20 protein-coding genes and 1 rRNA gene are annotated in these 22,207 nt (G+C 58.5%); 11 read left to right on the top strand and 10 right to left on the bottom strand.

The features are described 5' to 3' along the window. Positions 1 to 112, top strand: a 5S ribosomal RNA gene (gene rrf, locus VJ698_RS01485). Positions 113 to 264: 152 nt separating this feature from the next. Here rrf and VJ698_RS01490 read toward each other — a convergent pair. The 3 genes from VJ698_RS01490 to uraH form a co-directional block, all read right to left on the bottom strand. After that, positions 265 to 1,014: an SDR family oxidoreductase gene (locus VJ698_RS01490; RefSeq protein WP_324100879.1), complete on the bottom strand. Its 750-nt coding sequence runs from the start codon at positions 1,012 to 1,014 to the stop codon at positions 265 to 267. Between the two features lie 461 nt (positions 1,015 to 1,475). Then, positions 1,476 to 2,660, bottom strand: a complete 1,185-nt coding sequence (locus tag VJ698_RS01495; protein ID WP_324100880.1) for a urate hydroxylase PuuD — start codon at positions 2,658 to 2,660, stop codon at positions 1,476 to 1,478. A 41-nt stretch (positions 2,661 to 2,701) separates the two neighbouring features. Then, complete coding sequence (gene uraH, locus VJ698_RS01500) at positions 2,702 to 3,055, bottom strand: hydroxyisourate hydrolase (protein ID WP_324100898.1); 354 nt, start codon at positions 3,053 to 3,055, stop codon at positions 2,702 to 2,704. A 266-nt stretch (positions 3,056 to 3,321) separates the two neighbouring features. Between uraH and VJ698_RS01505 the strand changes: the two genes are divergently transcribed. Genes VJ698_RS01505 through uraD form a run of 4 tightly spaced genes read left to right on the top strand, consistent with a single transcriptional unit; the run spans position 3,322 to position 7,090 of the window. Then, entirely contained in the window at positions 3,322 to 4,044 is a 723-nt protein-coding gene (locus VJ698_RS01505; protein ID WP_324100881.1) for a GntR family transcriptional regulator, read from the top strand. Positions 4,045 to 4,104: 60 nt separating this feature from the next. Continuing rightward, positions 4,105 to 5,607 carry a nucleobase:cation symporter-2 family protein gene (locus tag VJ698_RS01510; protein ID WP_414691077.1) on the top strand — a complete coding sequence of 501 codons (1,503 nt, stop codon included), beginning with the start codon at positions 4,105 to 4,107 and terminating at the stop codon, positions 5,605 to 5,607. A gap of 20 nt (positions 5,608 to 5,627) precedes the next feature. Then, the gene (gene puuE / locus VJ698_RS01515) at positions 5,628 to 6,575 is read left to right on the top strand and encodes an allantoinase PuuE (RefSeq protein ID WP_324100882.1); all 948 of its coding nucleotides are present in this window, start codon (positions 5,628 to 5,630) and stop codon (positions 6,573 to 6,575) included. Further along, positions 6,572 to 7,090, top strand: a complete 519-nt coding sequence (gene uraD / locus VJ698_RS01520; protein ID WP_324100883.1) for a 2-oxo-4-hydroxy-4-carboxy-5-ureidoimidazoline decarboxylase — start codon at positions 6,572 to 6,574, stop codon at positions 7,088 to 7,090. The genes puuE and uraD overlap by 4 nt, the downstream gene beginning before the upstream one ends. A 59-nt stretch (positions 7,091 to 7,149) precedes the next feature. Here uraD and VJ698_RS01525 read toward each other — a convergent pair whose 3' ends face one another. Beyond that, on the bottom strand, positions 7,150 to 7,413 hold the full coding sequence (locus VJ698_RS01525) for a heavy metal-associated domain-containing protein (protein ID WP_324100884.1): 264 nt from the start codon (positions 7,411 to 7,413) through the stop codon (positions 7,150 to 7,152). Positions 7,414 to 7,727: 314 nt separating this feature from the next. Here VJ698_RS01525 and VJ698_RS01530 point away from each other — a divergent pair, with 314 nt between their 5' ends. Further along, positions 7,728 to 9,101 (top strand): tryptophanase, encoded by a 1,374-nt coding sequence (locus tag VJ698_RS01530; protein ID WP_324100885.1) that lies wholly within the window; start codon positions 7,728 to 7,730, stop codon positions 9,099 to 9,101. Between the two features lie 55 nt (positions 9,102 to 9,156). On the opposite strand, the gene VJ698_RS01535 is transcribed toward VJ698_RS01530, so the two are convergent. The 4 genes from VJ698_RS01535 to VJ698_RS01550 form a co-directional block, all read right to left on the bottom strand. After that, a complete protein-coding gene (locus VJ698_RS01535) occupies positions 9,157 to 11,379 on the bottom strand; it encodes a hybrid sensor histidine kinase/response regulator (protein WP_324100886.1) in 2,223 nt (740 codons plus the stop codon). A 38-nt stretch (positions 11,380 to 11,417) separates the two neighbouring features. Further along, positions 11,418 to 12,680: an EAL domain-containing response regulator gene (locus tag VJ698_RS01540; protein WP_324100887.1), complete on the bottom strand. Its 1,263-nt coding sequence runs from the start codon at positions 12,678 to 12,680 to the stop codon at positions 11,418 to 11,420. A gap of 70 nt (positions 12,681 to 12,750) precedes the next feature. After that, the gene (locus VJ698_RS01545) at positions 12,751 to 13,104 is read right to left on the bottom strand and encodes an Hpt domain-containing protein (RefSeq protein ID WP_324100888.1); all 354 of its coding nucleotides are present in this window, start codon (positions 13,102 to 13,104) and stop codon (positions 12,751 to 12,753) included. 201 nt (positions 13,105 to 13,305) lie between these two features. Next, entirely contained in the window at positions 13,306 to 13,938 is a 633-nt protein-coding gene (locus VJ698_RS01550) for a helix-turn-helix domain-containing protein (RefSeq protein ID WP_324100889.1), read from the bottom strand. A 281-nt stretch (positions 13,939 to 14,219) separates the two neighbouring features. On the opposite strand from VJ698_RS01550, the gene VJ698_RS01555 reads away from it, so the two are divergent. Beyond that, complete coding sequence (locus tag VJ698_RS01555; RefSeq protein ID WP_324100891.1) at positions 14,220 to 14,759, top strand: chemotaxis protein CheW; 540 nt, start codon at positions 14,220 to 14,222, stop codon at positions 14,757 to 14,759. A gap of 115 nt (positions 14,760 to 14,874) precedes the next feature. Beyond that, the gene (locus tag VJ698_RS01560) at positions 14,875 to 16,602 is read left to right on the top strand and encodes a methyl-accepting chemotaxis protein (protein WP_324100892.1); all 1,728 of its coding nucleotides are present in this window, start codon (positions 14,875 to 14,877) and stop codon (positions 16,600 to 16,602) included. Between the two features lie 65 nt (positions 16,603 to 16,667). Here VJ698_RS01560 and VJ698_RS01565 read toward each other — a convergent pair whose 3' ends face one another. Both VJ698_RS01565 and VJ698_RS01570 read right to left on the bottom strand, forming a co-directional pair. Further along, positions 16,668 to 18,293, bottom strand: a complete 1,626-nt coding sequence (locus tag VJ698_RS01565; protein ID WP_324100893.1) for an aromatic amino acid ammonia-lyase — start codon at positions 18,291 to 18,293, stop codon at positions 16,668 to 16,670. 27 nt (positions 18,294 to 18,320) lie between these two features. Further along, the gene (locus tag VJ698_RS01570; protein WP_324100894.1) at positions 18,321 to 19,559 is read right to left on the bottom strand and encodes an allantoate amidohydrolase; all 1,239 of its coding nucleotides are present in this window, start codon (positions 19,557 to 19,559) and stop codon (positions 18,321 to 18,323) included. Between the two features lie 181 nt (positions 19,560 to 19,740). Here VJ698_RS01570 and VJ698_RS01575 point away from each other — a divergent pair, with 181 nt between their 5' ends. The 3 genes from VJ698_RS01575 (at position 19,741) to VJ698_RS01585 (ending at position 21,926) form a co-directional block, all read left to right on the top strand. Next, on the top strand, positions 19,741 to 20,439 hold the full coding sequence (locus tag VJ698_RS01575; RefSeq protein ID WP_324100895.1) for a GntR family transcriptional regulator: 699 nt from the start codon (positions 19,741 to 19,743) through the stop codon (positions 20,437 to 20,439). Positions 20,440 to 20,796: 357 nt separating this feature from the next. Continuing rightward, positions 20,797 to 21,099 (top strand): hypothetical protein, encoded by a 303-nt coding sequence (locus tag VJ698_RS01580; protein WP_324100896.1) that lies wholly within the window; start codon positions 20,797 to 20,799, stop codon positions 21,097 to 21,099. A 287-nt stretch (positions 21,100 to 21,386) separates the two neighbouring features. After that, on the top strand, positions 21,387 to 21,926 hold the full coding sequence (locus VJ698_RS01585) for a hypothetical protein (RefSeq protein ID WP_324100897.1): 540 nt from the start codon (positions 21,387 to 21,389) through the stop codon (positions 21,924 to 21,926). Positions 21,927 to 22,207 lie beyond the last annotated feature (281 nt).

Below are 22,207 nucleotides of genomic sequence, written 5' to 3' on the forward strand. Positions count from 1 at the left end.
CTGATGACCATAGCGAGTTGGTACCACCCCTTCCCATCCCGAACAGGACCGTGAAACGACTTCGCGCCGATGATAGTGCTGCAACCAGTGTGAAAGTAGGTAATCGTCAGGCTTGTTATACCAGAAACGCCCCGGCTCCAACGAGTCCGGGGCGTTTTTGCTTTATGTCGACTGCTTGGCTTCAAAACTCCAGCGGCCTGAAAAACCGATCAGTCGATGCTGCGTTCGTCATTTGCCAGGCCACGCTTTGACTGCCCGTTTTTCTTATCCGATGGTATAACCGCCATCAACCACAATTTCTTGACCGTAGATGTTCTTCGCTGCATCGGAGGCCAGAAATACCGAAGTCTCAGCAATATCCTCAGGCTGACCAAACGCTCCTTGCATAAGTCGAGCATTGATTTTGTCTGCCACAGCGCCGAGCGTATCGGCTGGTAAGCCAACCGTGCCCCACAACGGCGTCGCGATCGGACCAGGCGCAATAGAATTTACTCGGATACCTTTTGGCGCCAATTCGGCTGCAAGTGTCTGTGACAGGGACTTGAGCGCGGCTTTGCTGGCGCTGTAAATGGCAAGCCCCGGGAATCCGACCTGAGTCAAGAAGGTCGTAATGAATTGTATCGATCCACCCTTGCGGATATGGGGAGCAAAGAGGCGCGCTGTCTCTGCCGCCCCAAACAAATTCACGGAGAACTGTTCGGCGAATGCCTCGGCAGTGCTGTCCTCGAACGATACTACGCGGGCGATTCCGGCGTTCGGGATAAGGATATCAATGGCATCGACATTCCTCAGAACCGTCTCGACGAGTTGCTTCAAGTCTTCCTGATGCGTGACATCGCCATTAACGGCAATAACCTGTTCAGGGTAGGCAGCCTCCAGTGCTTTCAGCGCCTCGGCATTACGGGCAAAAGCGAAAACTTTTGCACCTTCGGAGATAAATCGCTCGACAATCGCGCGTCCAATGCCGCTGCTTGCACCTGTTACAACAGCCGTTTTTCCGTCCAGACGTTTCATATGCTTTCTCCTAAGGGATTCGTCGTGAGTTTGCAAAAGTCGATAACCGCGACTCTACCATAAAAGATCTATGTAATATGAATCTTTAAAAGCGCCGTTGTATCTACCATCATTCAATATATACAATTCGAATCATCCTCGGTGTCGCGGCTACCTTCGCGCCTCCTGAGACAACAAAGCGGACAACAGTTTTCCGGAGTCGCTTGTTTCTGTTCAGGCTCGCCTCTCCCTAGAAGTGATGTCGCAAGGAACTCGCTACCACATTTCAACATTGCAGGCCGTTGAATGAGCTGTGGTGATCTCCAGCGAGATGCGGCCACGAGCAGCGTTCGTCGCCTGCATGGGCATCCCCCCGCTGTCCTATACCCGGCAAAGAGCATTCGCGACCGGGTTAATCTGGAGGGCAGCTTTGACTCTCCAAAATCGTCAAAGCTGAAATGACTCTGACGCCTGCGCCCGGTTTATTTGGCCCCGGTTTCAAACCACCGTGCGATCACCGCGCGTTCTTCTTCGGTGATCTTTGTCATGTTCCCCAGTGGCATATTCTTCTGCACCGCTACCTGCTGGTAGATCTGCTGCGCGTGCGAACGGATTTCCTCAACGCTATCGAGCATGATGCCCTTTGCGGCGGTTGGCATTAGCGTCGGCTTGGCAGAATGGCATTGCACGCAGCGTGCGGCCGCGATCTGGCGTACGTCGTCGGCAGTGATGGTCTTGTCAGAGGCTGCACTCGTCTTCGCCGGAGACGGCGCGATCCACGCCATGAGCGCGCCGATGATCAGGATGGCCACCGCCGGGTAAGCCGGATTGGCCTTGCCTTTGTGGCGCTGCAGGAAGTACTGGCGGATCAGCACTCCGGACAGCATCATGAGCACCAGTACCAGCCAGTTGTACTTGCTACTGTAAGTCATGGGATAGTGGTTCGAGAGCATCGCGAACACCACCGGCAAGGTGAAGTAGGTGTTGTGCACGCTGCGCTGCTTGCCGCGCTGGCCATGGATCGGATCGACCGGCAGACCGGCCTTCATCGCGGCGACAACCTTGCGCTGGCCGGGAATGATCCAGAAGAATACGTTGGCGCTCATGATGGTGGCGATCATCGCGCCACAGATCAGAAAGGCGGCACGGCCCGAGAACAGATGGCAGGCCAGCCACGCCGCTGCGACAACGTAGGCGACGACCAGCACAGCCAGCACACGTTCATTCTTTTGCAGGACGCGGCAGAGCAGGTCATACACGAGCCAGCCAACAACCAGGAAGGCGAGCGCAGCCACGATGGCGACCTCCGGCGAGAGGTTGGCCACGTTCGGATCGATCAGGAACACCCTGGGATTGAACAGGTACAGCAGCGAGAACAATCCCAGCCCTGACAGCCATGTGCTGTACGACTCCCAGTAGAACCAGTGCAAGTCATCGGGTAGGTTGCCCGGCGCGACGAGGTACTTTTGCGGATTGTAGAAGCCGCCGCCGTGCACCGCCCACAGTTCGCCGCCGACGCCCTTGGCCGTGAGTTCACCGTCGACAGGCGCCTTGAGATGATTGTCCAGCCAGACGAAGTAGAACGATGCGCCGATCCAGGCAATCGCGACGATCACATGCAGCCAGCGCATCAGCAGATTGGCCCAGTCCAGGAAATAACCTTCCATCTTTCGTGTCTCCTCTTTAATTCGTGTGCGGGTGCGTGCCGTCAGCTGCCGCGGTAGGTCGAATAGCTCCAAGGGCTGGCGACCAGCGGCACGTGATAGTGCCGGGATGTATCCGCCACCCCGAAGCGCAACGTCACCACGTCAATGAAGCGCGGTTCCGGCAGCGCGACGCCTTGCGCGGCGAAGTAATCGCCGATATGGAAGTCCAGTTCATAGACGCCGGCTTGGAAGGCCGCGCCTTCAAGCAGCGGGCTATCGCAACGGCCATCCGGATTAGTAATTGTTGATAACAATAAAGATCTTTGATTGTCGACAATCCTGTAAAGATCGACCTGCACATCTCGCCCCGGCCTGCCATGGGCGATGTCCAGCACATGCGTCGTTAACCGGCTCAATGATCGACTCATCGTGTCACTCCGTATCGAAAACTGTGGGTAGAGGCGGCAGAGGCGCAGAAACGGCCTCGGCGCAGGGGCGTGAAGTGTCTCCGCCGGCGCGTGGGGAGATTGCAGCTGCCCAGTGAGATTGAACAAAATGCAGAAGAAATTGTTGACAATTCTATGGTCCGTTGGCATCCTCGTCAACGCTCTTGACGTTATTTGACACATCACTGACTGCGCGGGTTTATTCGTCCCGCCTTTCGATTCGAGGCAACACCACCATGGCCACTCGCCCCAAACTTGCTGCCGTATCCAGTGCTGCACACGAGTCGCGCGTGCCGCCGGAAGAGCGCATGTACCTGGAAATCTATGACGCGATCATGGAGCATCGCCTGCCCGCGGGCACCAAGCTGACGGAACAGGCGCTCGGCGGCATCTACGGCATGGCCCGACACAATGTGCGCAAGGTGCTGACGAAGCTGGCGGCCGACGGCCTGGTCGATCTCGAGCCGAATCGGGGCGCCTTCATTGCCAGTCCGGGCGAGCAGGAGGCGCATGACATGTTCGAGCTGCGCCAGACGCTCGAACAACTGGTGATGCAGAAGGTGGCGACGAATGCGACCGCTGCCGATTTCGCCATGTTGCGCGACATGATTGCACAGGAGCGCGAGGCCTACATGCAGGGCAATCGCCCCTTGTGGATTCGGCTCTCGGCAGACTTCCATATCGCATTGGCGAAACTGAGCGGCAATGCGCTGCTAGTGGAGATGCTGCGCCGCCTGGTGTCGCGTACCACCTTGCTGATCTCCACCGCCGAGACCACCGGCCAGCAGCCGTGCTCTTTCGATGAACACCTCACGGTAGTCGACGCGCTCGAAAAGAAAAATGAACAGCGCGCCCGCAAGGCCATGGCGCATCACCTCGATGAATGCAGCCATCGCATGCTGCATCGCCCGGAGAAACGATTCGATTTGCGCGCGGCCCTGGGCAAGCCGAGCGAGTAGCCTCACCCGCGCCCGACAAAATATACAAGGACGACATGTCCAACCAGGTGGAGACGACAAATGACGATCAATCAGGGCGCCGTGGCCGAGGCCATGGCACGGGAAGGCAGTACGCCGGGTACCGTCTGCGCAGTCGATGAACGACTGCCGGCGGGGAAGCTCGCTACGTTGGGTTTGCAGCATGTGCTGGTGATGTATGCAGGCGCGATCGCGATTCCGCTGATCATTGGCCGTGCATTGAAGCTGCAGCCGGAGCAGGTGGCGGCGTTGATCAGCGCGGACCTGTTTTGCTGCGGCCTGGTGACCCTGATCCAGTCGCTGGGCATCGGCAAACTGTTCGGCATTCGCCTGCCGGTCATGATGGGCGTGACCTTCGCCTCCGTGAGCCCGATGCTCGCCATGGCCAACAACCCGGCGCTCGGCATCACCGGCATATTCGGTGCCGTCATTGGCGCGGGTATCGTTTCGATTCTCATCGCCCCCTTTGTCAGCCGTGTGCTGGCGCTCTTCCCGCCAGTCGTCACGGGCTCGGTCATCACCATTATCGGCGTGTCGCTGATGAAGGTCGGAGTCGGCTGGGCGATGGGTGGTCCGCCGAACCTCGCGAAGATTCCAGATCCCGCCTTCATCAAGATGGTCGAGGCGGCAAAGGCCGCCGGCACCGCTTTGCCGGCCGGCCCGGCACCGCTTGTTCCCAATCCCGCCTACGGCGCGCTCGACAACCTCGGCCTCGCCTTGTTCGTGCTCGTGGTGACTTTGCTGATCGCGAAATACGGGAAGGGCTTCTTTTCCAATATCGCCGTGCTGTGCGGCATCGTGGTCGGTACCGCAGTGGCCTTCCTGTTCGGCAAGGTCAGTTTTGCCAAGGTGGCGAGCGCAAAGATGTTTGCTCTCGTCACGCCGTTCCAGTTCGGCATGCCGACCTTCGACGCCATCGCGATCCTGACCATGGTGCTGGTGATGATCGTCGTGATGATCGAATCGACCGGCATGTTCCTCGCGCTCGGCGACATGACGGGCAAGCCGATCGGACAGGAGGACATCGCTCGCGGCCTGCGGGTCGACGGCCTGGGCACGCTGATTGGTGGCATTTTCAACACCTTCCCGTATACCTCTTTTTCGCAGAACGTCGGTCTGGTCGGCGTGACCGGCGTGAAAAGCCGCTGGGTGTGTGTCGCGGGCGGCGTGATCCTGATGGTGATGGGCGTCATTCCCAAGATTGGCGCGGCTGCCGAGGCGATTCCGCAGTTCGTGCTCGGCGGTGCCGGCCTGGTCATGTTCGGCATGGTGGCGGCAACCGGGGTTCGCATTCTCGCCAGTGTCGATTACCAGAGCAGCCGAAACAACCTGTTCATCGTTGCGATTTCCATCGGCTTCGGCATGGTGCCGCTGGCCGCCGAAAACTTCACACAGCACATGCCGAAATCGCTATCGACGCTGCTACACAGCGGCATCCTGCTGACGGCCATATCTGCCGTTCTGCTTAATCTGTATTTCAACGGTATCAGCTCGCAGACCGAAGCGCAGACACTCGCCAGAGCGAATGCACACGGCAGCGAATAACTCAACCTCACTTGTCTACCATGCAGACCCAGACTTTCTATCCACGTGACCTGATCGGCTATGGCCGCAATGTTCCCCACGCACACTGGCCTGACCAGGCTCGCATTGCGGTCCAATTTGTACTGAACTATGAAGAGGGCGGAGAGAACTGCGTTCTGCATGGCGACAAGGCGTCCGAGCAGTTCCTGTCGGAGATCGTCGGCGCCGCGGCGTACGAGGCGCGCCACATGTCGATGGAGTCGATCTATGAATACGGCTCGCGCGCCGGTGTATGGCGCATCCTGCGCGAGTTCGAGCGACGCACGCTGCCCCTTACCGTGTTTGGCATCGCCATGGCATTGCAACGAAATCCGGAGGTGACGCAGGCTTTCGTGGAGCTTGGTCATGAAATTGCCTGCCACGGCTGGCGCTGGATTCATTATCAGAACATGGACGAGGCCACCGAGCGCGAGCATATGCGTGTTGCGATCGAGATCCAGCGCCAGCTGACTGGAAGCGCGCCGCTCGGCTGGTACACCGGGCGGGATTCGCCCAACACGCGCCGGCTCGTGGTCGAGCAGGGCGGCTTTGCCTACGACGCCGATTACTACGGCGACGACCTGCCATTCTGGACGGAGGTTACTTTGTCGGACGGCAGCGTCAAGCCGCATCTCGTGGTGCCGTACACCCTCGACAGCAACGACATGCGCTTCGCAACCCCGCAGGGTTTCAACAGCGCAGAGCAGTTCTTCCAGTACCTGAAAGACAGCTTCGACGTCCTGTATGAAGAAGGCAATCCGCAGGGCCTGAACCGGCCGAAGATGCTTTCGATCGGTATGCATTGCCGTCTGCTCGGCAGACCTGGGCGCTTCCGCGCGCTGCAACGTTTTCTCGATTACGTGCAGTCACATGACAAGGTCTGGATCTGCCGACGCATCGACATTGCCAACCACTGGACCAGAAACCATCCCTATCAGGTGGCGAAATGAGCACAAGCCAATTTTCCATCGCGGCGCTCAACGCCATGACGCCGCAAGAGTTCACCGACGCACTGGGCGCGATCTTCGAGCATTCCCCATGGGTGGCCGAACGTGCCGCAGCGCAGCGGCCTTTCACCGGCGTGCCGCAACTGCATCAAGCGATGGCCGATGTAGTGCGTCAGGCCAGCGAGGAGGAGCGCCTGCGCCTGATCCGCGCGCACCCGGAGTTGGCCGGCAAAGCAGCAGTACGCGGCGAGCTGACGGAAGAATCGACGCGCGAGCAAAAGGGGGCAGGTCTGGATCAATGCAGCACGGAGGAATTCGCGCAACTGCAGGCGTTGAATCGCCGCTACAACGAGAAATTCGGATTTCCGTTCGTGATCGCCGTGAAGGGCCACAACCGGCAGAGCATCTTGCAGCACTTTGCACGTCGGCTTGAGAACGAGCGCGACGTCGAAGCCAGGGAATGCATTGAGCAGATCATCCGGATAGGCGGCTTTCGCCTGACGGATGTGGTGAAATGAACTACATCACCTTCCCCGGCATGGGGAGGGTGATGTGCTTGAAGCTTTCTAATGGAGTATCAGCGGCAAGTGCATGCGCCGCCACCTCCGCAGCCACCGCCAGTGCTGCCCGATGGCTGGATAGCGTAGCCTGCATTGGTCAACATGATTTCAAGGTGTTGTCTTGAAGTCAGGTCGTCATTGAACTGCACAGTGACCTCGTTGCGCATCAGCGATGGTGTGACTGCGCCAACACCCTCGATACCACTCAGTACGCGCACCGCGCCGGTCATGGAGTCCTGCGTGGAGGCTGCCTTGAACTGAAAAGTTTCGGATTGCATCATTCTTCCTCTGTATTGCTGTCAGTGTGATCGGTGAGACTCGACGACCGATATTGTGCCAGAAGATATATGGTCCATGAATCTTTTCATGCGCTGCTGGATGTGTCCCCGCGTACGCCGGGATAAAACGCATATTTCGCATAGGGAATAGCGCCTGTCAGCGCCGATAGCGAAATGTCCTGAACCCGCTTCATTGACTTGCTTGTCCGCATGCGCACGGCCAGAAATTTTTGACGTGCGTTGCAAAAAACCGACACCACGCTCCATCTTCCGGCGCTACTTTTGCGGCTTGCAAAAACAACAGTTGAGGAGCCAACATGCCGAAAACAATGATCGAACCTTTCCGCATCAAGAGCGTTGAGCCAATCCGCATGACGTCGCGCGAAGAACGCACGCGCCTGCTCGAAGAGGCCAAGCTGAACGTCTTCAAACTTCGCGCCGAAGATGTGCTGATCGACTGGCTGACCGATTCCGGTACCGGCGCCATGTCCTCGCGCCAATGGGGCGCGATCATGGAGGGTGACGAGAGCTATGCCGGTGCCCGCAGTTTCTATCGCCTCGAAGCGGTGATCCGCAAGATCACCGGCATGCAGCACTTTGTCCCCACGCACCAGGGCCGCGCTGCAGAGAAGGTGCTGTTCACCGCACTTTGCAAGAAGGGCAACCTGGTTCCCAACAACTGCCACTTCGACACCACGCGCGCCAATCTGGAATACCTCGGCGTCGAGGCCGCCGACCTGGTGATTCCCGAAGGCTTGCAGCCAGGCCTGGTCCATCCCTTCAAGGGCGATATCGACCTTGGGCGCGTCGAGGCCCTGCTCAAGGCGGAAGGCGGCCGCATTCCGTTCGGCATGCTGACCGTCACCAACAACACGGGTGGCGGCCAGCCGGTGTCGATGGCAAATATCCGCGCTTATGCAAAGCTGCTCAAGCAATATGGCAAGCCGCTCATTCTTGACATCTGCCGCTTCGCCGAGAATGCGATGTTCATCAAGATGCGCGAGCCGGGCTATGCGAACACGCCCGTTGCCGAGATTGCCGCCGAAATGTTTTCGTATGCGGATGGTGCGACGATGAGCGCGAAGAAAGACGGCATGGTCAACATCGGGGGCTTTATCGTGCTGCGCGACGATCGCTGGCTCGACGACATCCGCAACAACCTGATCATGATGGAAGGCTTTCCAACCTACGGCGGCCTTGCCGGACGCGATCTCGAAGCGCTTGCAGTCGGTCTTGAAGAAGGGCTCGACGAAGACTACCTGCGCTACCGTCTGCGCACCGCGGAGTATCTCGGTGACAAGCTCGAAGCGGCCGGCATTGGCTTCGTCAAGCCGACCGGCGGCCACGCAGTCTATCTCGACGCACGCACGGTGCTGCCCAGCATGCCGGTCGCGCATTACCCAGCCTGGGCGCTCTGCAACGCGCTCTATCTCGAAGGCGGTATCCGCGGTGTCGAGATCGGCTCGGTGATGTTCGGCAAGCGCCTTGACGACGGCAGCGAGACCTATCACAAGATGGAGCTCCTGCGCCTCGCCTTCCCGCGCCGCATGTACACGCAATCGCACTTCGATTACGCCGCCGAAGTGATCGCCGAGGTGAAGGAGCGTGCGGCAAGCATCCGCGGCGTGAGGATCACCAAGCAGCCGAAGTTCCTGCGGCACTTCACTGCCGAGTTCTCGTGGGTTGATTGAGCAGGCTAGAAGGGGTGGCGAGGGCGTCAGCGTCAAGCAGCATGACCTGCCACGCTCAGCTGCAGGTTTCTTCCTGGCCTTGTATCTGCTTGCGCCAGCGATTCAGCATCTCGCCCAGCTGCGCTGATGTGAAGGGTTTGGCGAGATAATCATCCATCCCGGCCGCGATGCAGCGCTCGCGGTCTTCATGGATTGCATTGGCGGTGACTGCGACGATTGGCTGGCGTGGGAGGGCATATGTGCTTTCCCGCGCACGGAGGCGTCGCGTTACTTCGAAGCCATCCATGCCGGGCAACATGCAATCCATCAGGACCAGATCGTATTTCTCTTGCTCCACAGCGGCGAGGGCCTGTTCTCCGTTATTCGCGTCCGTTACGTTGCACTCAAGCTTCGCCAGGAGGATATGCATCAGTTGCCGGTTCAGTTCGCCATCTTCAACCAGAAGGACCTTCAGCCGGCGTGACATTGGATGATGTGAGATTTGCGCACGGCGCTGGTCATCTGCGTGACCAGCAGGGCTGGCCGAGGGAGCGCGGCTCGCAGTCGGGACGCTCTTGCAGAGAACGAAAAAGCTGAGGGTCGTTCCAAAACCCACGGTGCTGGCGCAGTGGATTTCGCCATGCATGAGTTCCACCAGGCGCTTGCATATGGCCAGACCCAGACCCGTTCCGCCATGTTTGCGGCTGATAGTGGCATCAGCTTGCGAGAAGGCCTTGAACAGTTGCGGCATGGCTTCCGGCGCAATGCCCGTGCCGTTATCGTGCACGGCGTATTCGAGCCTGACCATGTTCTCGCTGCTGCGGGCTGGCACTATCGAAGCCGTGATCGTGATGCCGCCGGAGGTGGAGAACTTGATGGCATTGCTCAGGAGGTTGCCCAGGACCTGCGATATCTTCAATGGATCGCCGAGCAGTGCCAGGTGTGCAGGCATTTCGTCGTGCAGGATGATGTCCAGCCCCTTTTTGTGGGCGGACGCGAGATGCAGGTTGACCACATTATTGGTCAGCTCTGCCGGAAAGAATGCTACGCATTCGATGTTTTCCCTGCCGGCTTCAATCTTCGAGAAATCGAGTATCTGGTTCAGGATCTGCAGCAACGATGCGGCGCTGCTGTGAACATTGGTCGCGTAGAAACGTTGCTCCTGGTTGAGTTCCGTTTCAAGCAGTAGTTCGGACATGCCCAGCACGCCATGCATGGGCGTGCGGATTTCATGGCTCATCGTGGCCAGAAAATTCGATTTGGCTTCGCTGGCGGCTTCGGCCTGCTTCCTGAGCTCTTGCGCTTGCGCAGCATCCCGCTCGCGCCGGTTGAGAATCCGTGCGAGAAGAAGGAATGAAATCACGACCGCGATGATGCTTCCTGCGGCAATCGGCGTGACATGCCGGACGGTCTCCCACCACTCGCCGAGATACACGTCCTCCGTGATGGTGGCGTTCACTACCAGCGGATACTTGTTTACGGCGCGCACGGCGCCCATTCTCTGCACCGTCTGTCCATGCGCCGCCATGCGTGGCGTATCCACGATCAGCACGCCTTTGTTCGCACCGCTCTCTATCACCTTATAGGTGGAGCCGCCGAAGTTCTTCTTGCCAAGCATGTCATCCACGATAGGCCAGCGCGCCAGCAGCGTGAAATCATTGCGATAGAGACTGATGGACGAGTTCGGGTCGAGATTGATCTTCTCGAAAAAGTTGACGAAGAAATCAGAGGAAATTCCCACCAGGACCATGCCCATGAAGCGGCCGTTGGCGTCATCGAGGCGGCGGCTCAGGTAAAAGGTCCATGTGCCGTTGCCCTTGTTCCTGACTGGCTGGCTGATGAAGACGCCAAGGTTCGGGTTGGCCCGGCGTTCCTTGAAATAATCGCGATCCGAAAGGTTGATGGCGGGTGCAGGGTGGCTTCGGGTGAAATTGATGACATCGCCGTTCTCCGCCACGATGGTTGCGACGTCGATTTGCGGTATGCCGCGAATCCGCTCGCGCAGCATTTGGAACGCCGCCTGGGTACTGAATTTTTGCCGCAATTCCGCGTCGCTGCCGACGGTGGGTGACATCACATCGTCGGCAATGCTAGTGAGGACAAGATCCGCCGAGGTAATGATCTGCGATGTATTTTCAGCAAGGATGAGCGAGAGCGTATCCATATGCGTGCGCCAGTCCTCGGTCGCGCGCTGGCGCAATGCCCAGATCGAGACAGCGGCCGTGATCGAAATGGACAGGACGAGAACCGATCCGATCCAGGTGGTTGCGCGGCGCGCGTTGATGTTGGGACCGAACATGGGATAAAGCGCGGAAGGATGAGGACGTGAATTGGTGACTAGGGTAACACCGTTGCGCCGCGTGGGGCACGGTCTCTCTGCGCGCCCCAGTTGCAGAAGGCGTCCGCGGTCATCGGCGCGGCGTAATGCAAGCCCTGCCCGATGTCGCATCCCGCCGTGCGAAGAAAGTCGGCCATCTCCGATGTTTCGATGCCTTCGGCAACAGTGGTCAATCCGAGTTTTTTCGACAGCTGGATGATCGTGTCGATGATCAGCACTGCGCGCGATGACGTTGGAGCGCGCATGACAAAGGCGCGATCGATTTTCACTTCCGTCAAGGGGAGTTCGCTGAGCTGCCGCAGCGATGAGTAGCCCGTGCCGAAGTCATCCAGCGACACGCCGAAGCCGTGCATGCGCAGGCGCGTCAAGGTCTCGAGCAGACTGTGGAAGTCGTTGGCGACCGCCGTCTCGGTGACTTCGATCATCAGCTTTCCGGGATCGACATGGTGTTCGGCGGCGATGGACCGCCAGCGATTCGGAATGCTGACATCCTGCAAGGTCGTGGGCGAGGCATTCAATGCCAGGCTGACATCGAGTCCGGCGCGGGACCAGGCACTGACGGCAGCGCCTGCACACTGCATCAGCTGATCGGTAAGTCCGTCGATTAAGTGATGCTTCTCCATCAATGGAATGAACTCCGAAGGCGGGAGTATGCCGAGGTCGGGATGCTGCCACCGAGCGAGCACTTCCGCTCCGATAACCTGGCCGGTGGTCAGATCCACCTTCGGCTGGAAGAAAGGAATGAACTGTTCCCGCTTCAACGCCATGCGAAGATCCGTCCTGCTCCACGCGGATTGAATCGATGGTCTTGCGCCAGCATCTGTGCGGGGAGCTGCGGCGCAAGCGCATTGCAGGATTGCGCAAAGCTGGCGAGGATCGATGGGCTTGTGCAGGCGGCCGATGAGCGGAGCACCATGTCCGGAGGCGAGCATTTCCGCCGAAGCAAACAGGTCCTCCTCGATGCCGGACATCAGGATCAGCGAGCCGATCCGATGCTTGCGCGCGGCCCGGAGGAACTCGATGCCATCCATCTTGGTGGAGTCGGCCATGTGCAGGTCGCACAAGACCAGGTCATAGCCCCTGGCGTCATCCTCGATGAGATCCAGGGCGTCGCGGCCGTTCGATGCTTGCGACACATGACCGACTCCCAGGGATAGGAGCGTTGCAGCGATCGTTTCCCGCTGAAATTCGTTGTCTTCCAGTACGAGGGCCCGGTGATTGCGTAATCTGCCTGGTGTTGCGACCGCTGCGCCATCCATCATCTCTGCTTCCCCAATCGATTGACACTTGAGTGACTGAACATTCCCGGCATTACGCCGCGATGCCAGTTCGTTAGTGAGCAGCGAGAAAATCGCTGACTTCGTCGATCACCCGCTGAATCTCGAATCGGACTGAATCGAAACTGCCCCAGTCACTGTTCGCCTGATTGCGCCGTGCATTCTTTTCCAATGAGCCCAGCAGGTCGCTGGCAGCGGTTGCGCCAACCAGCGCAAGCGAACTCTTGAGGGAATGCGCCTCCTTCTCGATGGCGCGCTGATCTCCCTGCCGGAAAGCGCTTTCGAGCGCCGCAAGGGATTCGGGAGCGATTCGCAGAAAGACACCCAGCAAATGGACGAAAGCGGCTTCGTCATTACCCGTGGCTTTCATCAGCAATTGAGGATCGATCAGGCGAAAAGAGTGATTCATGAAATGGTGAGCCTTATTGGTGGGAACCGTCCAAAGGGCGGTGGATAGGCAAATATTCCACGAATAAACTAAATTTGTCAAATAAAACGAATTAATCGAATTTCTAACAAGCCTGATGCCCTTTGCAGGAAGGGGCGCCTGGATTAAGCGGTGGAGGCGATGGAGGAGGGGCTGACGGGATGGATTCCTTCGTTGTTTTCTTCAGCCCCGATTCGTCTGATTCCTGCGCGCTTTCTGGGCGCAGCAGGCGCGCAGGTAGCCTCGCAACTCATCGTAATTGATCGGCTTGCCGAAGAAGACGACGCCCTTGGGAATGCCGCCGCGTGCCGTCAGCGCGTCGGACGGCATGCCGGACAGGATCGCGATGTTGAGGTCGGCCAGGTCAGGATAGGCAAGAACGGTATTGATCATTTCGTAGCCGTCGATCCCGTCCATCATGATGTCCGCAAGGACGACGTCAGGGCGATGGCCGGCGATTTCCATGAGGGCCTGATAGCCATTGGAACAGTAGCGGACCTCGGCATTCAGGTCCCACGATGAAATCTGCTTTTGATAGATGCCCCGTTGCAGCTCGTTGTCTTCGACCACGAGGATTCGGGTCAGGTCATCGGGCGTCTTGGTCCGGGCTTCCGGCGAATCCTGCACGTGCCCGGCCTTCGCCTTGTAGGCGAGGACGGCATTTCGGGGGATGCGGCGGTGGCCGCCTTTTGTTTTCCATGCCTTGATGGCGCCCGCTTCCACAAGCTGTTGTACCGATGTGACAGAGATGCCAAGAAGCTTCGCAGCCTCCTGGGTGGTGCATACCTCGCCGTCGGGGATTGGCGTGCTTTTCATAGTCCGGGAATTCAAGATCAATTAATGATTCAAACAGTAAAACATTAAATTCGTTATAATTGGTTTTACTCAACTGTCGCTTGTCGATTTTCCGGGGCGGGAAATAGTGCTGGAGACAGGCGAAACATTAATGGCGACATTATGAATCGTATTCACGCGCGGGCAAAGCGAAAACATGCACGTTTTTGCAGAAATCCCATGTGAAGTAATAAAAACGTTGGAATCAACAAATCGGAACGAATCCCACGCATTTCAAACCTGTGAAACGAAGGATGACACTTATGCAGATTGCCAGCGGCGAACCGCAACCCGGCCCGGATGATATGGCCGCATTGCACAGAAAAGGGGTAGCGGAATATCTCGTCTTCAGCCTGGGGCGCGAGGAATACGCCATCGACATTCAGCGCGTGCAGGAATTGCGCGGCTATGAAGCCGTGACCTGCATCGCCGGCACACCGGATTTCATCAAGGGCGTCATCAATCTACGAGGCACTGTCGTTCCTATCATCGACATGCGCATCAAGCTCAATATCGCGCCGCCAACCTACGGCGCGCTGACCGTCCTCGTGATTCTCAATGTCGCAACCGGCCTGGTCGGCGCAGTGGTGGACGGCGTTTCGGACGTCGTCATGCTCACGCGGGATCAGATCAGGCCGATGCCCAGCATGGATGCCGTGATCGATGCGGACTGCTTTCACGGTCTCGGCATGCTGGACGGGCGGATGATCCTCTTGCTCGACATCGACAAGGTGATTCCACCCCTGGAGGCTGCGCAACTGAATACCGCGCATCCGAAGGTCGAGTCAATGGCGGTCAGTTAAACCCGGGTCCTTCGATGCGTCGCTGGAATGCGTTCATTACAGGCGGGAACAACATGGCAAATGCGAATGTCGGCCTTGTCTCCTGCGCCAGTCAATATCCCTCATGAGGAAGCACATGTTATCCAATCTCACGCTCAAGATGCGAATCATCGCAGTCATAGCATTCCTGTCGCTGGAGCTCATTATCGGCGGGCTCGTCGGTATCATCAGCCTGGGGAACGCGAACACGTCAATGAAAACGATCTATGACGACCGGCTTGTTTGCCTCGGCCAGCTGGACGAGATCGTCCGCCTCCTGAACCGGAGCGAAATGGCCATGGGCAAGGCGTTAACTGGCGATCCGGCAAAAATGGCACCGGCTGCAGGCGAGATCAGAGGGGATATCGATCAAGCAGACAAGATCTGGACCAAGTACCGGGCGACCTATCTGAGCGACAGTGAACGCAAGATTGCCGATACCTTCGCCGAGCATCGGAAGAAGTACGTCGCAGAAGCTCTCATGCCGGCGATGGCTGCACTGCGCGCCGGAGATGCAAAGGCAGGTGCGGAGGTATTGCATGGCCCGATGACCACGCTCTTTCAGCCTGTGCGTGAAAACATCAATCAGCTGATCAAGCTCCAGCTCGATATTGCGCAGGAAGAGTACACCAGGTCCTTGAACATATACCGCTGGGTCCGGGACTCCTGCATAGTCGCGCTCACCGTCGGGCTGCTGCTCGCGGGCCTCGTCGGTTGGTGGTTGGTACGCGCAATTACCGTTCCCGTTGACAAGGCGGTCAAGGTCGCCACCAGCGTCGCGTCAGGCGACCTGACGCAGGAAATCGACGCGCGCTCGAAAGACGAGATGGGGCAGTTGATGCGGGCCTTGAAGTCCATGAGTGATGGCCTGATGGAGATCGTCAGCCAGGTGCGCAATGGAACCGACCGCATCGCGAATGCCTCCGCCGAGATCGCTTCCGGGAACATGGACCTGTCGTCGCGAACCGAGGCGCAGGCAAGCTCGCTGGAAGAGACTGCAGCATCCATTGAAGAGCTGACGAGCACCGTCAAGCAAAATGCCGACAACGCGCATCAGGCCAATGCACTGGCCGTCTCGGCATCGGAAGTGGCAAGCAAAGGCGGCGCCGTCGTGTCCCAGGTCATCGATACCATGGGATCCATTCACGACTCCTCGCGCAAGATTGTCGACATCATCGCGGTGATCGACGGCATCGCGTTCCAGACCAATATTCTTGCGCTGAATGCCGCGGTTGAGGCTGCGCGCGCCGGAGAGCAGGGGCGCGGCTTTGCAGTGGTGGCATCAGAGGTCCGCAACCTGGCGCAGCGCTCCGCCGGCGCCGCCAAGGAAATCAAGGCGCTCATTAACGATTCAGTCGAAAAGGTAGAGGTCGGAAGCCAGCTGGTGGATGAGGCCGGGGCGACCATGCGTGAAATAGTCGACAGCGTGCGACGCGTGACCGACCTGATGGGCGAGATTGCAGCAGCAAGCCGGGAGCAGACCTCCGGGATTGATCAGATCAACCAGGCGATCACACAGATGGATCAGGTGACGCAACAAAATGCCGCGTTGGTTGAACAGGCCGCAGCCGCATCACAGGCCTTGCAGGAGGAAGCGGCGACGCTCGCCAAAGTTGTCGGCGTGTTCAAGCTTGATGGTCACCACGCCGCCCTTGCTCAAAGCTTGTCGGTACAGCAAACGCATTCCGTGACAGCCGTCAGGCCGAGAAAGCTCCCGGTCAACGAGCGCGTTCGTGTGGGCAGTCCCAAAGCCACGAACAGAGCCGGGACCAGGCAGATTGGCAAAGCGGTCGCGGTGGACAACGACGAGTGGGAGCAGTTCTGAATTGATGTCTGCAAGCGGCGTAATGATCGCCGCTTGCACCATCGGGGAGGAAGCGACAACGATGCTCAGGCAAACCTGCCGATCTTCTTCTCGACCGCACTACGCACCGAGCCGCTGGCGATAAAGGAATGCGCGGTCTGAATATCGTTGTGGAACCAGCGATCACCATCCAGGCATGCGGGAATCTGGCGACGAATTTCCTCATAAGCCGCCTGCGTGCCCTGGCCAAGCGTGAAGCCCGGCAACAGCGATTCCGTCATGCTCAGTGCCTGCGCCGCCAACAGCATTTCCACCCCGATGATGTATTGCGTATTCGCGACCACGGTCGCCGCCTTGCGGGCGCACCAGGTCGAGTTCGAGACATGGTCTTCGCTGTTGCCTTTGGCGGGAATACTGTCGACGCTGCCGGGCATGCACAAGGTGCGGTTCTCCATCACGAGTGAACTCATCGAGCACTGCACGACCGTGTAGCCGGTGTTGACGCCGCGGATGCCGCTCATCAGGTTGCGCGGCAGGCCCCACGACAAAGTGGGGTCAATCAGGCGCGCGATGCGGCGTTCGCAGATGCTGCCAAGGTCGGCTACCGCCATGGCCAGCAGATCCATTGCCTGCGCCAGGTACTGCCCGTGGAAATTGCCACCCGAGATGATTTCGAAGCCGCCGCCTTCCTTGCCGAAGATCAGCGGATTGTCGGTGGCCGAATTGATTTCCTTGGCGACGATGTTGTCGATGTAATCGAGCGCATCGAAGACCGGGCCGTAGACCTGCGGCGCGCAACGCAGCGAATAGACATCCTGGATGCGTGCAGTGTAAGGAATGTCGGTGCGGCGCGATTCTTCCGGGAATTGCACGGCGCGCGCGTCATGTGTGGTGCGCGTGGAACCGCTCAGCAGCTTGCGCACGATCGCCGCGGTCTTGATTTGCCCGGCATGCGGTCGCGCCCGGTGGATGCGTTCGTCGAAGGCAGACATTTCGGCGCGCATCGCTTCGAGCGTCAGGCCGAGCGACAAGCAGGCATCGGAAAGCAAGTTGCGGGCATCGTCCGCCGCCAGCACGGCGACCGCAAGCGATACCGTGCAGCCGTTGATCAGCGCCGACGCGTCCTTGGCCTTGAGATCGAACTTGACCGGTTCGATGCCTGCCTGTCTGATCGCTTCTGTGGCCGGCATGCGGCGGCCCTTGTACATCACATCTGCCTCATCGAAGCCTGCCACGGCGGCGGCAAGATAGGAGAGCGGAGCGAGGTCTCCAGATGCACCGACAGAACCCTTCTGCGGCATGATCGGATGAATGCCGGCATTAATAAAAGCAAGCAGGCGATCCACGACTTCGACGCGCGGTGCCGAATAGTTGCTGGCGAATGCATTGGCGCGCAGCAGCATCGTCGCACGGCTGACCTGCTCGGAAAACGGCTCGCCCATGCCAGCGGCATGCGCCTTGATCATCTGCGTCTGGAACAGTTCAATGTGCTCGACCTTGACGCGCGTGTCCTTCAGCAGGCCGACGCCGGTATTGAAGCTGTACATCATCGGTGCTTCATCGTGCATCCAGGTGGACTCGATGTAGTCGCGGCTTTCCTTCAGGGCAGCGCGGGAGGAGTCCGCCAGCGACACTTTCACGTTCGAGTCGCGCGCTACGGCAAGCACCTGTTCGGCCGTGAGGGTAAAGCCGTCGATTTGTATCGTTGTCATGCTCATTCCTGTCTGTCTCCAAAGAAGTCAAGGCTCCGCGAAATGTTCGACGAAGCGGCTGAAGATATCGGCGGCGACGCGTGCATCGTCCGCGCTCATGCATTCATCCGGGTGATGGCTGATGCCGCCGTTGCCGCAGCGGACAAAAAGCATTGCGACATCAGTCAGCGCGGCAACGGCCATCGCATCGTGGCCGGCTCCTGAGGGCAGGCGGCGCACCCGCATGCCGAGGCCGGCAATGGCCTGCGCCAGTTGATCCTGCAGCCAGGACGCGCACGGCACGCTGCTCGCCTCGTGCGTCTGGTTGATCTCCAGCGTCACCCGCCGGCGCGCCGCAATCCTTTTCATTTCGTCCAGCACATCGCGTACGGCTGCCAGCCGCACGTCGTCCGTCTCCGCGCGGATGTCGATGGTAAAGACGGCCTTGCCCGGTATGACATTGGCGGCGCCGTCCGGCACATCAAACTGCCCGACTGTGCCGACCAGGCCGGGAACGCCAGAACAACGTTTCTCGATATACAGGCCGATTTCAGCTGCCGCCATGGCCGCATCGCGCCGCGAGTCCATCGGCACGGTGCCCGCATGGCCGGCAAGGCCGTTCACATTGATGCAGAAGCGCGATGCACCGGAGATGGCCGTCACCACGCCAACGGGAAGCTGTTCGTCGAGCAGCACCGGACCCTGTTCGATGTGCACTTCGAGGTAGGCAAGCGCCTTCTCGCGCGGGTATGCAGCCTGCGGCAGGGTATTCGCGTCGAGGCCCACAGCGCTCATTGCCTCGCGCATGGTCGATCCCTGTGCGTCGTGCCTGTTGAGGACTGCCATGTCGAAGTTGCCGGCGAGGGCGCGGCTGCCAAGCAGCGTGGCCTTGAAGCGCACACCTTCCTCTTCGGCAAAGCCGATCACTTCAATGGCGAAAGGAAAACGGCGGCCCTGCCGGTGCCATTCGGCGACGCAGGCGATCGGCAGCAGGATGCCGAGGTTGCCATCGTATTTGCCGGCATTGCGCACCGTATCGAAATGCGATCCGGTCAGCAGCGCAGGCGCGTCCGGTGCGATGCCCTCGTAACGGCCAATCACATTGCCCGCGACATCGCGGCGTACGTTCATGCCCGCGTCGCGCATCCATTGCGCCAGCAGCTCGGCCGCATTCCGATGTGCTGCCGAGAGGTAAGTGCGCGTCAGCATGCCGGGTGTTTCGGTGCAGAGGGCCAGCTCGTCGGCGCGTTGCATGATGCGCTGTCCGATATCGGTCGCCTGGTTCATGGTGTCTCCATCCTGCCGCTTCGCTGGGAATATGACAGGCAAGTATAAGCGAGTCTTCTTGGATTGTATACAAAAATAGGAGACAAAATGTATTCAATGGCGCGCGCTGCTGGTATAGTTGAGGCCATCGAGACCTTTACGGATGAGGGCCGGCGCAGGCGTCCTGGCCAGCGGCATGCACATGGCAACGACAAGTGAGGAAAGTGCGGCGAGGAGTTCCGCCTGGATTGCAGAAGACATTGCGGCAGCCATTGCCGCGCACAAGCTGCCGCCCGGCACCAAGCTGCGCGAGGAAGCGCTGTCGCGCGTCTATTCCGTCAGCCGCACAAAGATCCGGGCAGCGCTGCTGAGCCTGTCGAAGGACAAGCTGATCAACATCATTCCCGACAAGGGCGCGTTCGTCAGCCAGCCGACCGAATCCGAGGCGCGCGATATCTTCGCCGCACGCCGCATCATCGAGGCTGCCCTGGCGCGCGAATTCATTGCAAGGGCCAAGGCGTCCGACTACAAGACCCTGGAGCGCCATCTCAAAAGCGAGCGCAACGCGCTGTCCGGGCGCAATTCAAAAGTACGCTCACAGCTGCTCGGCGATTTCCACGTACTTATCGCACAGGTGGCCGGCAATCAGGTGTTGACGGAAATCCTGCAGGAACTCATTGCGCGCAGTTCGCTGATCACGATGTTGTACCAATCCGACCAGGATGCGGTCTGCTCTTCCGACGAGCACGCGGAATTCCTGGATGCTGCCAAGGAGGGCAAGGTCGAGAAGGCGGTACGGCTGGTGGTTGATCACCTGCATCATGTCGAGGCGGCGCTGCAGTTCGAACCGACTGTCGGCGACGGGAAGCGGGACCTGGTTGCGGCATTGCTGGGTTCTTGAGCATATCGTCGCACGGCGGTGCTGCTGATGCCATTCTTGCTCGAGCGTCCGGTGTTTCTCCACGCGTAAAGACGCTGGGCGACTTACTCATCGCAAAAACCATTGGAAGCGATCTTGTGCCCGTTTGTTAAAAGGCATCAGCTACCATCTTTCCCTGCCCAAAACCCCATATCTATGAGATGCGCGTTTCGCCTGCCTCGTTTGTAATTGTCACTTTTCCATCGACAGTTCCGGAATGGCGGCAACTTGCTCAAGCAATCCGGCGCTTCTCGACAAGGAAAGCATCTGATTCAGTTTCGCAGCACCATGAGCGCCAGGCCTTGCGCCGGATGACATCTTTTTTGAATCCTGTCGAACATGAAAATAAAAGGGAGCCGTCAAGTTCTCATTGCCTTTGTGATCACCTGCGTGTTTTCACTTGCCGCCTGCGCAAACAGCGAGCCGACCGAAACAGAAATGCTGGAAACCATCAGCGATTTCGGCCCGACAAAAAAGCTGATTGGCGACCCCGTCATGATGAAGGTCGAGGCAAAAAAGATCGGGTGCGAAGAGACGGCGGAAAACACATACAGGTGTGGAATCGCTACTAAGGTGGGGAATGGTTTGGTGTTGAAGTACGTTTTCACAAGAATCGATGGCAAGTGGCACATCAAGATCTGAGCTGCATAAGTCGTGACTTTATCCGACAGGATGTGTCAGATAAAGAGGGTCCACTTTACGATTCTTTGCTGTCGGATATATGGTATTTGCGCACATTAGCGCTGCAGCGAAAGCGGACTGTGCTGCTTTCTTGCCGATATGCCGCAAGCGGCCAGGAGCGGTCAATCGCTCCTCTCACCTATCTGATATTGCTCCGATAATTTTCTTATGGCAGCATACCTCCACTCATATTAACCCTTGCCTGGACTATGCCGCGTAGCGATTTATCGAACTACTTGGTCCACTGGATGAAAGGACTTACCGAGGCAGATGCTTTTGGGGTTCTTCGTCAGATCGTTTCGGAGCAGCGGCTTGTCGGCAGTTCGGGCTCTATCAGAGGTAGTTTTCGGTGCGTTTGCTTCACCGAGGCACCTGAATCGGCCTTTCATCAGTTGTCCGGTCGCTACCGGCCGTTTGGAATCAAGGTTTCAAAGAAATGGCTGTTCAAGCAAGGCGGGCGCCCTGTCATTTATCAACATAGCGACGAATTCGCAACGCTCCCTGATGCGTTACGTTGGCGTCATGTGCGATATGAGCCAGACGCTGAGCCCCCTATCGACTTTTCTTGGGAGCGCGAATGGCGTATTCAAGCTGATGAACTATTTCTCCCGCCTGAGGAGGTTGCTGTCGTCGTACCTCATGAAAATTACGCGGCCGAACTGCAAGATGAGCACTTCTACAACGAGCACATGCGAGTTACTTTTCTGAAAACTGCGTGGGGCGAATTGGCCGCCTTCGAGACGGAACAGCCATTTGCATATGAGCTTACAGTGCTCCCACCAGAATGAATGTTGGGGCTTCCAATATGGCTGTCGCAAGAGAAATTGATCGCGCTACGAGGATTGTTAGAGAGCGCAGGTTAGGCCGCTTGGCGAACAGCACAAAGTGGCGTGAATTTTTCTCCGCTGTAGCACTCAGGCATATCCCGCTAGAGCGGTTTTCACATCAATAAAAGGGAAAGGAACATCAGGCGCAAAAGGATGTCCTCATGGGATTGTGAAGCTGGAGGTGTCCTCATGGCTGCTCCCTATTCAGAGGATTTGCGTCGGAAGGTGGTCCAGGCATGCGA

Origin of the sequence: Noviherbaspirillum sp. (genome assembly GCF_035254685.1) — a bacterium.
In the GTDB taxonomy this organism is placed as follows: domain Bacteria; phylum Pseudomonadota; class Gammaproteobacteria; order Burkholderiales; family Burkholderiaceae_D; genus Noviherbaspirillum.

Excerpts from the sequence above, each read along its gene's own strand:
- VJ698_RS01490 (WP_324100879.1), bottom strand. The coding sequence starts at position 1,014 with ATGAAACGTCTGGACGGAAAAACGGCTGTTGTAACAGGTGCAAGCAGC.
- VJ698_RS01495 (WP_324100880.1), bottom strand. The coding sequence starts at position 2,660 with ATGGAAGGTTATTTCCTGGACTGGGCCAATCTGCTGATGCGCTGGCTG.
- VJ698_RS01505 (WP_324100881.1), top strand. The coding sequence starts at position 3,322 with ATGGCCACTCGCCCCAAACTTGCTGCCGTATCCAGTGCTGCACACGAG.
- VJ698_RS01510 (WP_414691077.1), top strand. The coding sequence starts at position 4,105 with ATGACGATCAATCAGGGCGCCGTGGCCGAGGCCATGGCACGGGAAGGC.
- puuE (WP_324100882.1), top strand. The coding sequence starts at position 5,628 with ATGCAGACCCAGACTTTCTATCCACGTGACCTGATCGGCTATGGCCGC.
- uraD (WP_324100883.1), top strand. The coding sequence starts at position 6,572 with ATGAGCACAAGCCAATTTTCCATCGCGGCGCTCAACGCCATGACGCCG.
- VJ698_RS01525 (WP_324100884.1), bottom strand. The coding sequence starts at position 7,413 with ATGATGCAATCCGAAACTTTTCAGTTCAAGGCAGCCTCCACGCAGGAC.
- VJ698_RS01530 (WP_324100885.1), top strand. The coding sequence starts at position 7,728 with ATGCCGAAAACAATGATCGAACCTTTCCGCATCAAGAGCGTTGAGCCA.
- VJ698_RS01535 (WP_324100886.1), bottom strand. The coding sequence starts at position 11,379 with ATGTTCGGTCCCAACATCAACGCGCGCCGCGCAACCACCTGGATCGGA.
- VJ698_RS01540 (WP_324100887.1), bottom strand. The coding sequence starts at position 12,680 with ATGATGGATGGCGCAGCGGTCGCAACACCAGGCAGATTACGCAATCAC.
- VJ698_RS01545 (WP_324100888.1), bottom strand. The coding sequence starts at position 13,104 with ATGAATCACTCTTTTCGCCTGATCGATCCTCAATTGCTGATGAAAGCC.
- VJ698_RS01550 (WP_324100889.1), bottom strand. The coding sequence starts at position 13,938 with ATGAAAAGCACGCCAATCCCCGACGGCGAGGTATGCACCACCCAGGAG.
- VJ698_RS01555 (WP_324100891.1), top strand. The coding sequence starts at position 14,220 with ATGCAGATTGCCAGCGGCGAACCGCAACCCGGCCCGGATGATATGGCC.
- VJ698_RS01560 (WP_324100892.1), top strand. The coding sequence starts at position 14,875 with ATGTTATCCAATCTCACGCTCAAGATGCGAATCATCGCAGTCATAGCA.
- VJ698_RS01565 (WP_324100893.1), bottom strand. The coding sequence starts at position 18,293 with ATGACAACGATACAAATCGACGGCTTTACCCTCACGGCCGAACAGGTG.
- VJ698_RS01570 (WP_324100894.1), bottom strand. The coding sequence starts at position 19,559 with ATGAACCAGGCGACCGATATCGGACAGCGCATCATGCAACGCGCCGAC.
- VJ698_RS01575 (WP_324100895.1), top strand. The coding sequence starts at position 19,741 with ATGGCAACGACAAGTGAGGAAAGTGCGGCGAGGAGTTCCGCCTGGATT.
- VJ698_RS01580 (WP_324100896.1), top strand. The coding sequence starts at position 20,797 with ATGAAAATAAAAGGGAGCCGTCAAGTTCTCATTGCCTTTGTGATCACC.
- VJ698_RS01585 (WP_324100897.1), top strand. The coding sequence starts at position 21,387 with ATGAAAGGACTTACCGAGGCAGATGCTTTTGGGGTTCTTCGTCAGATC.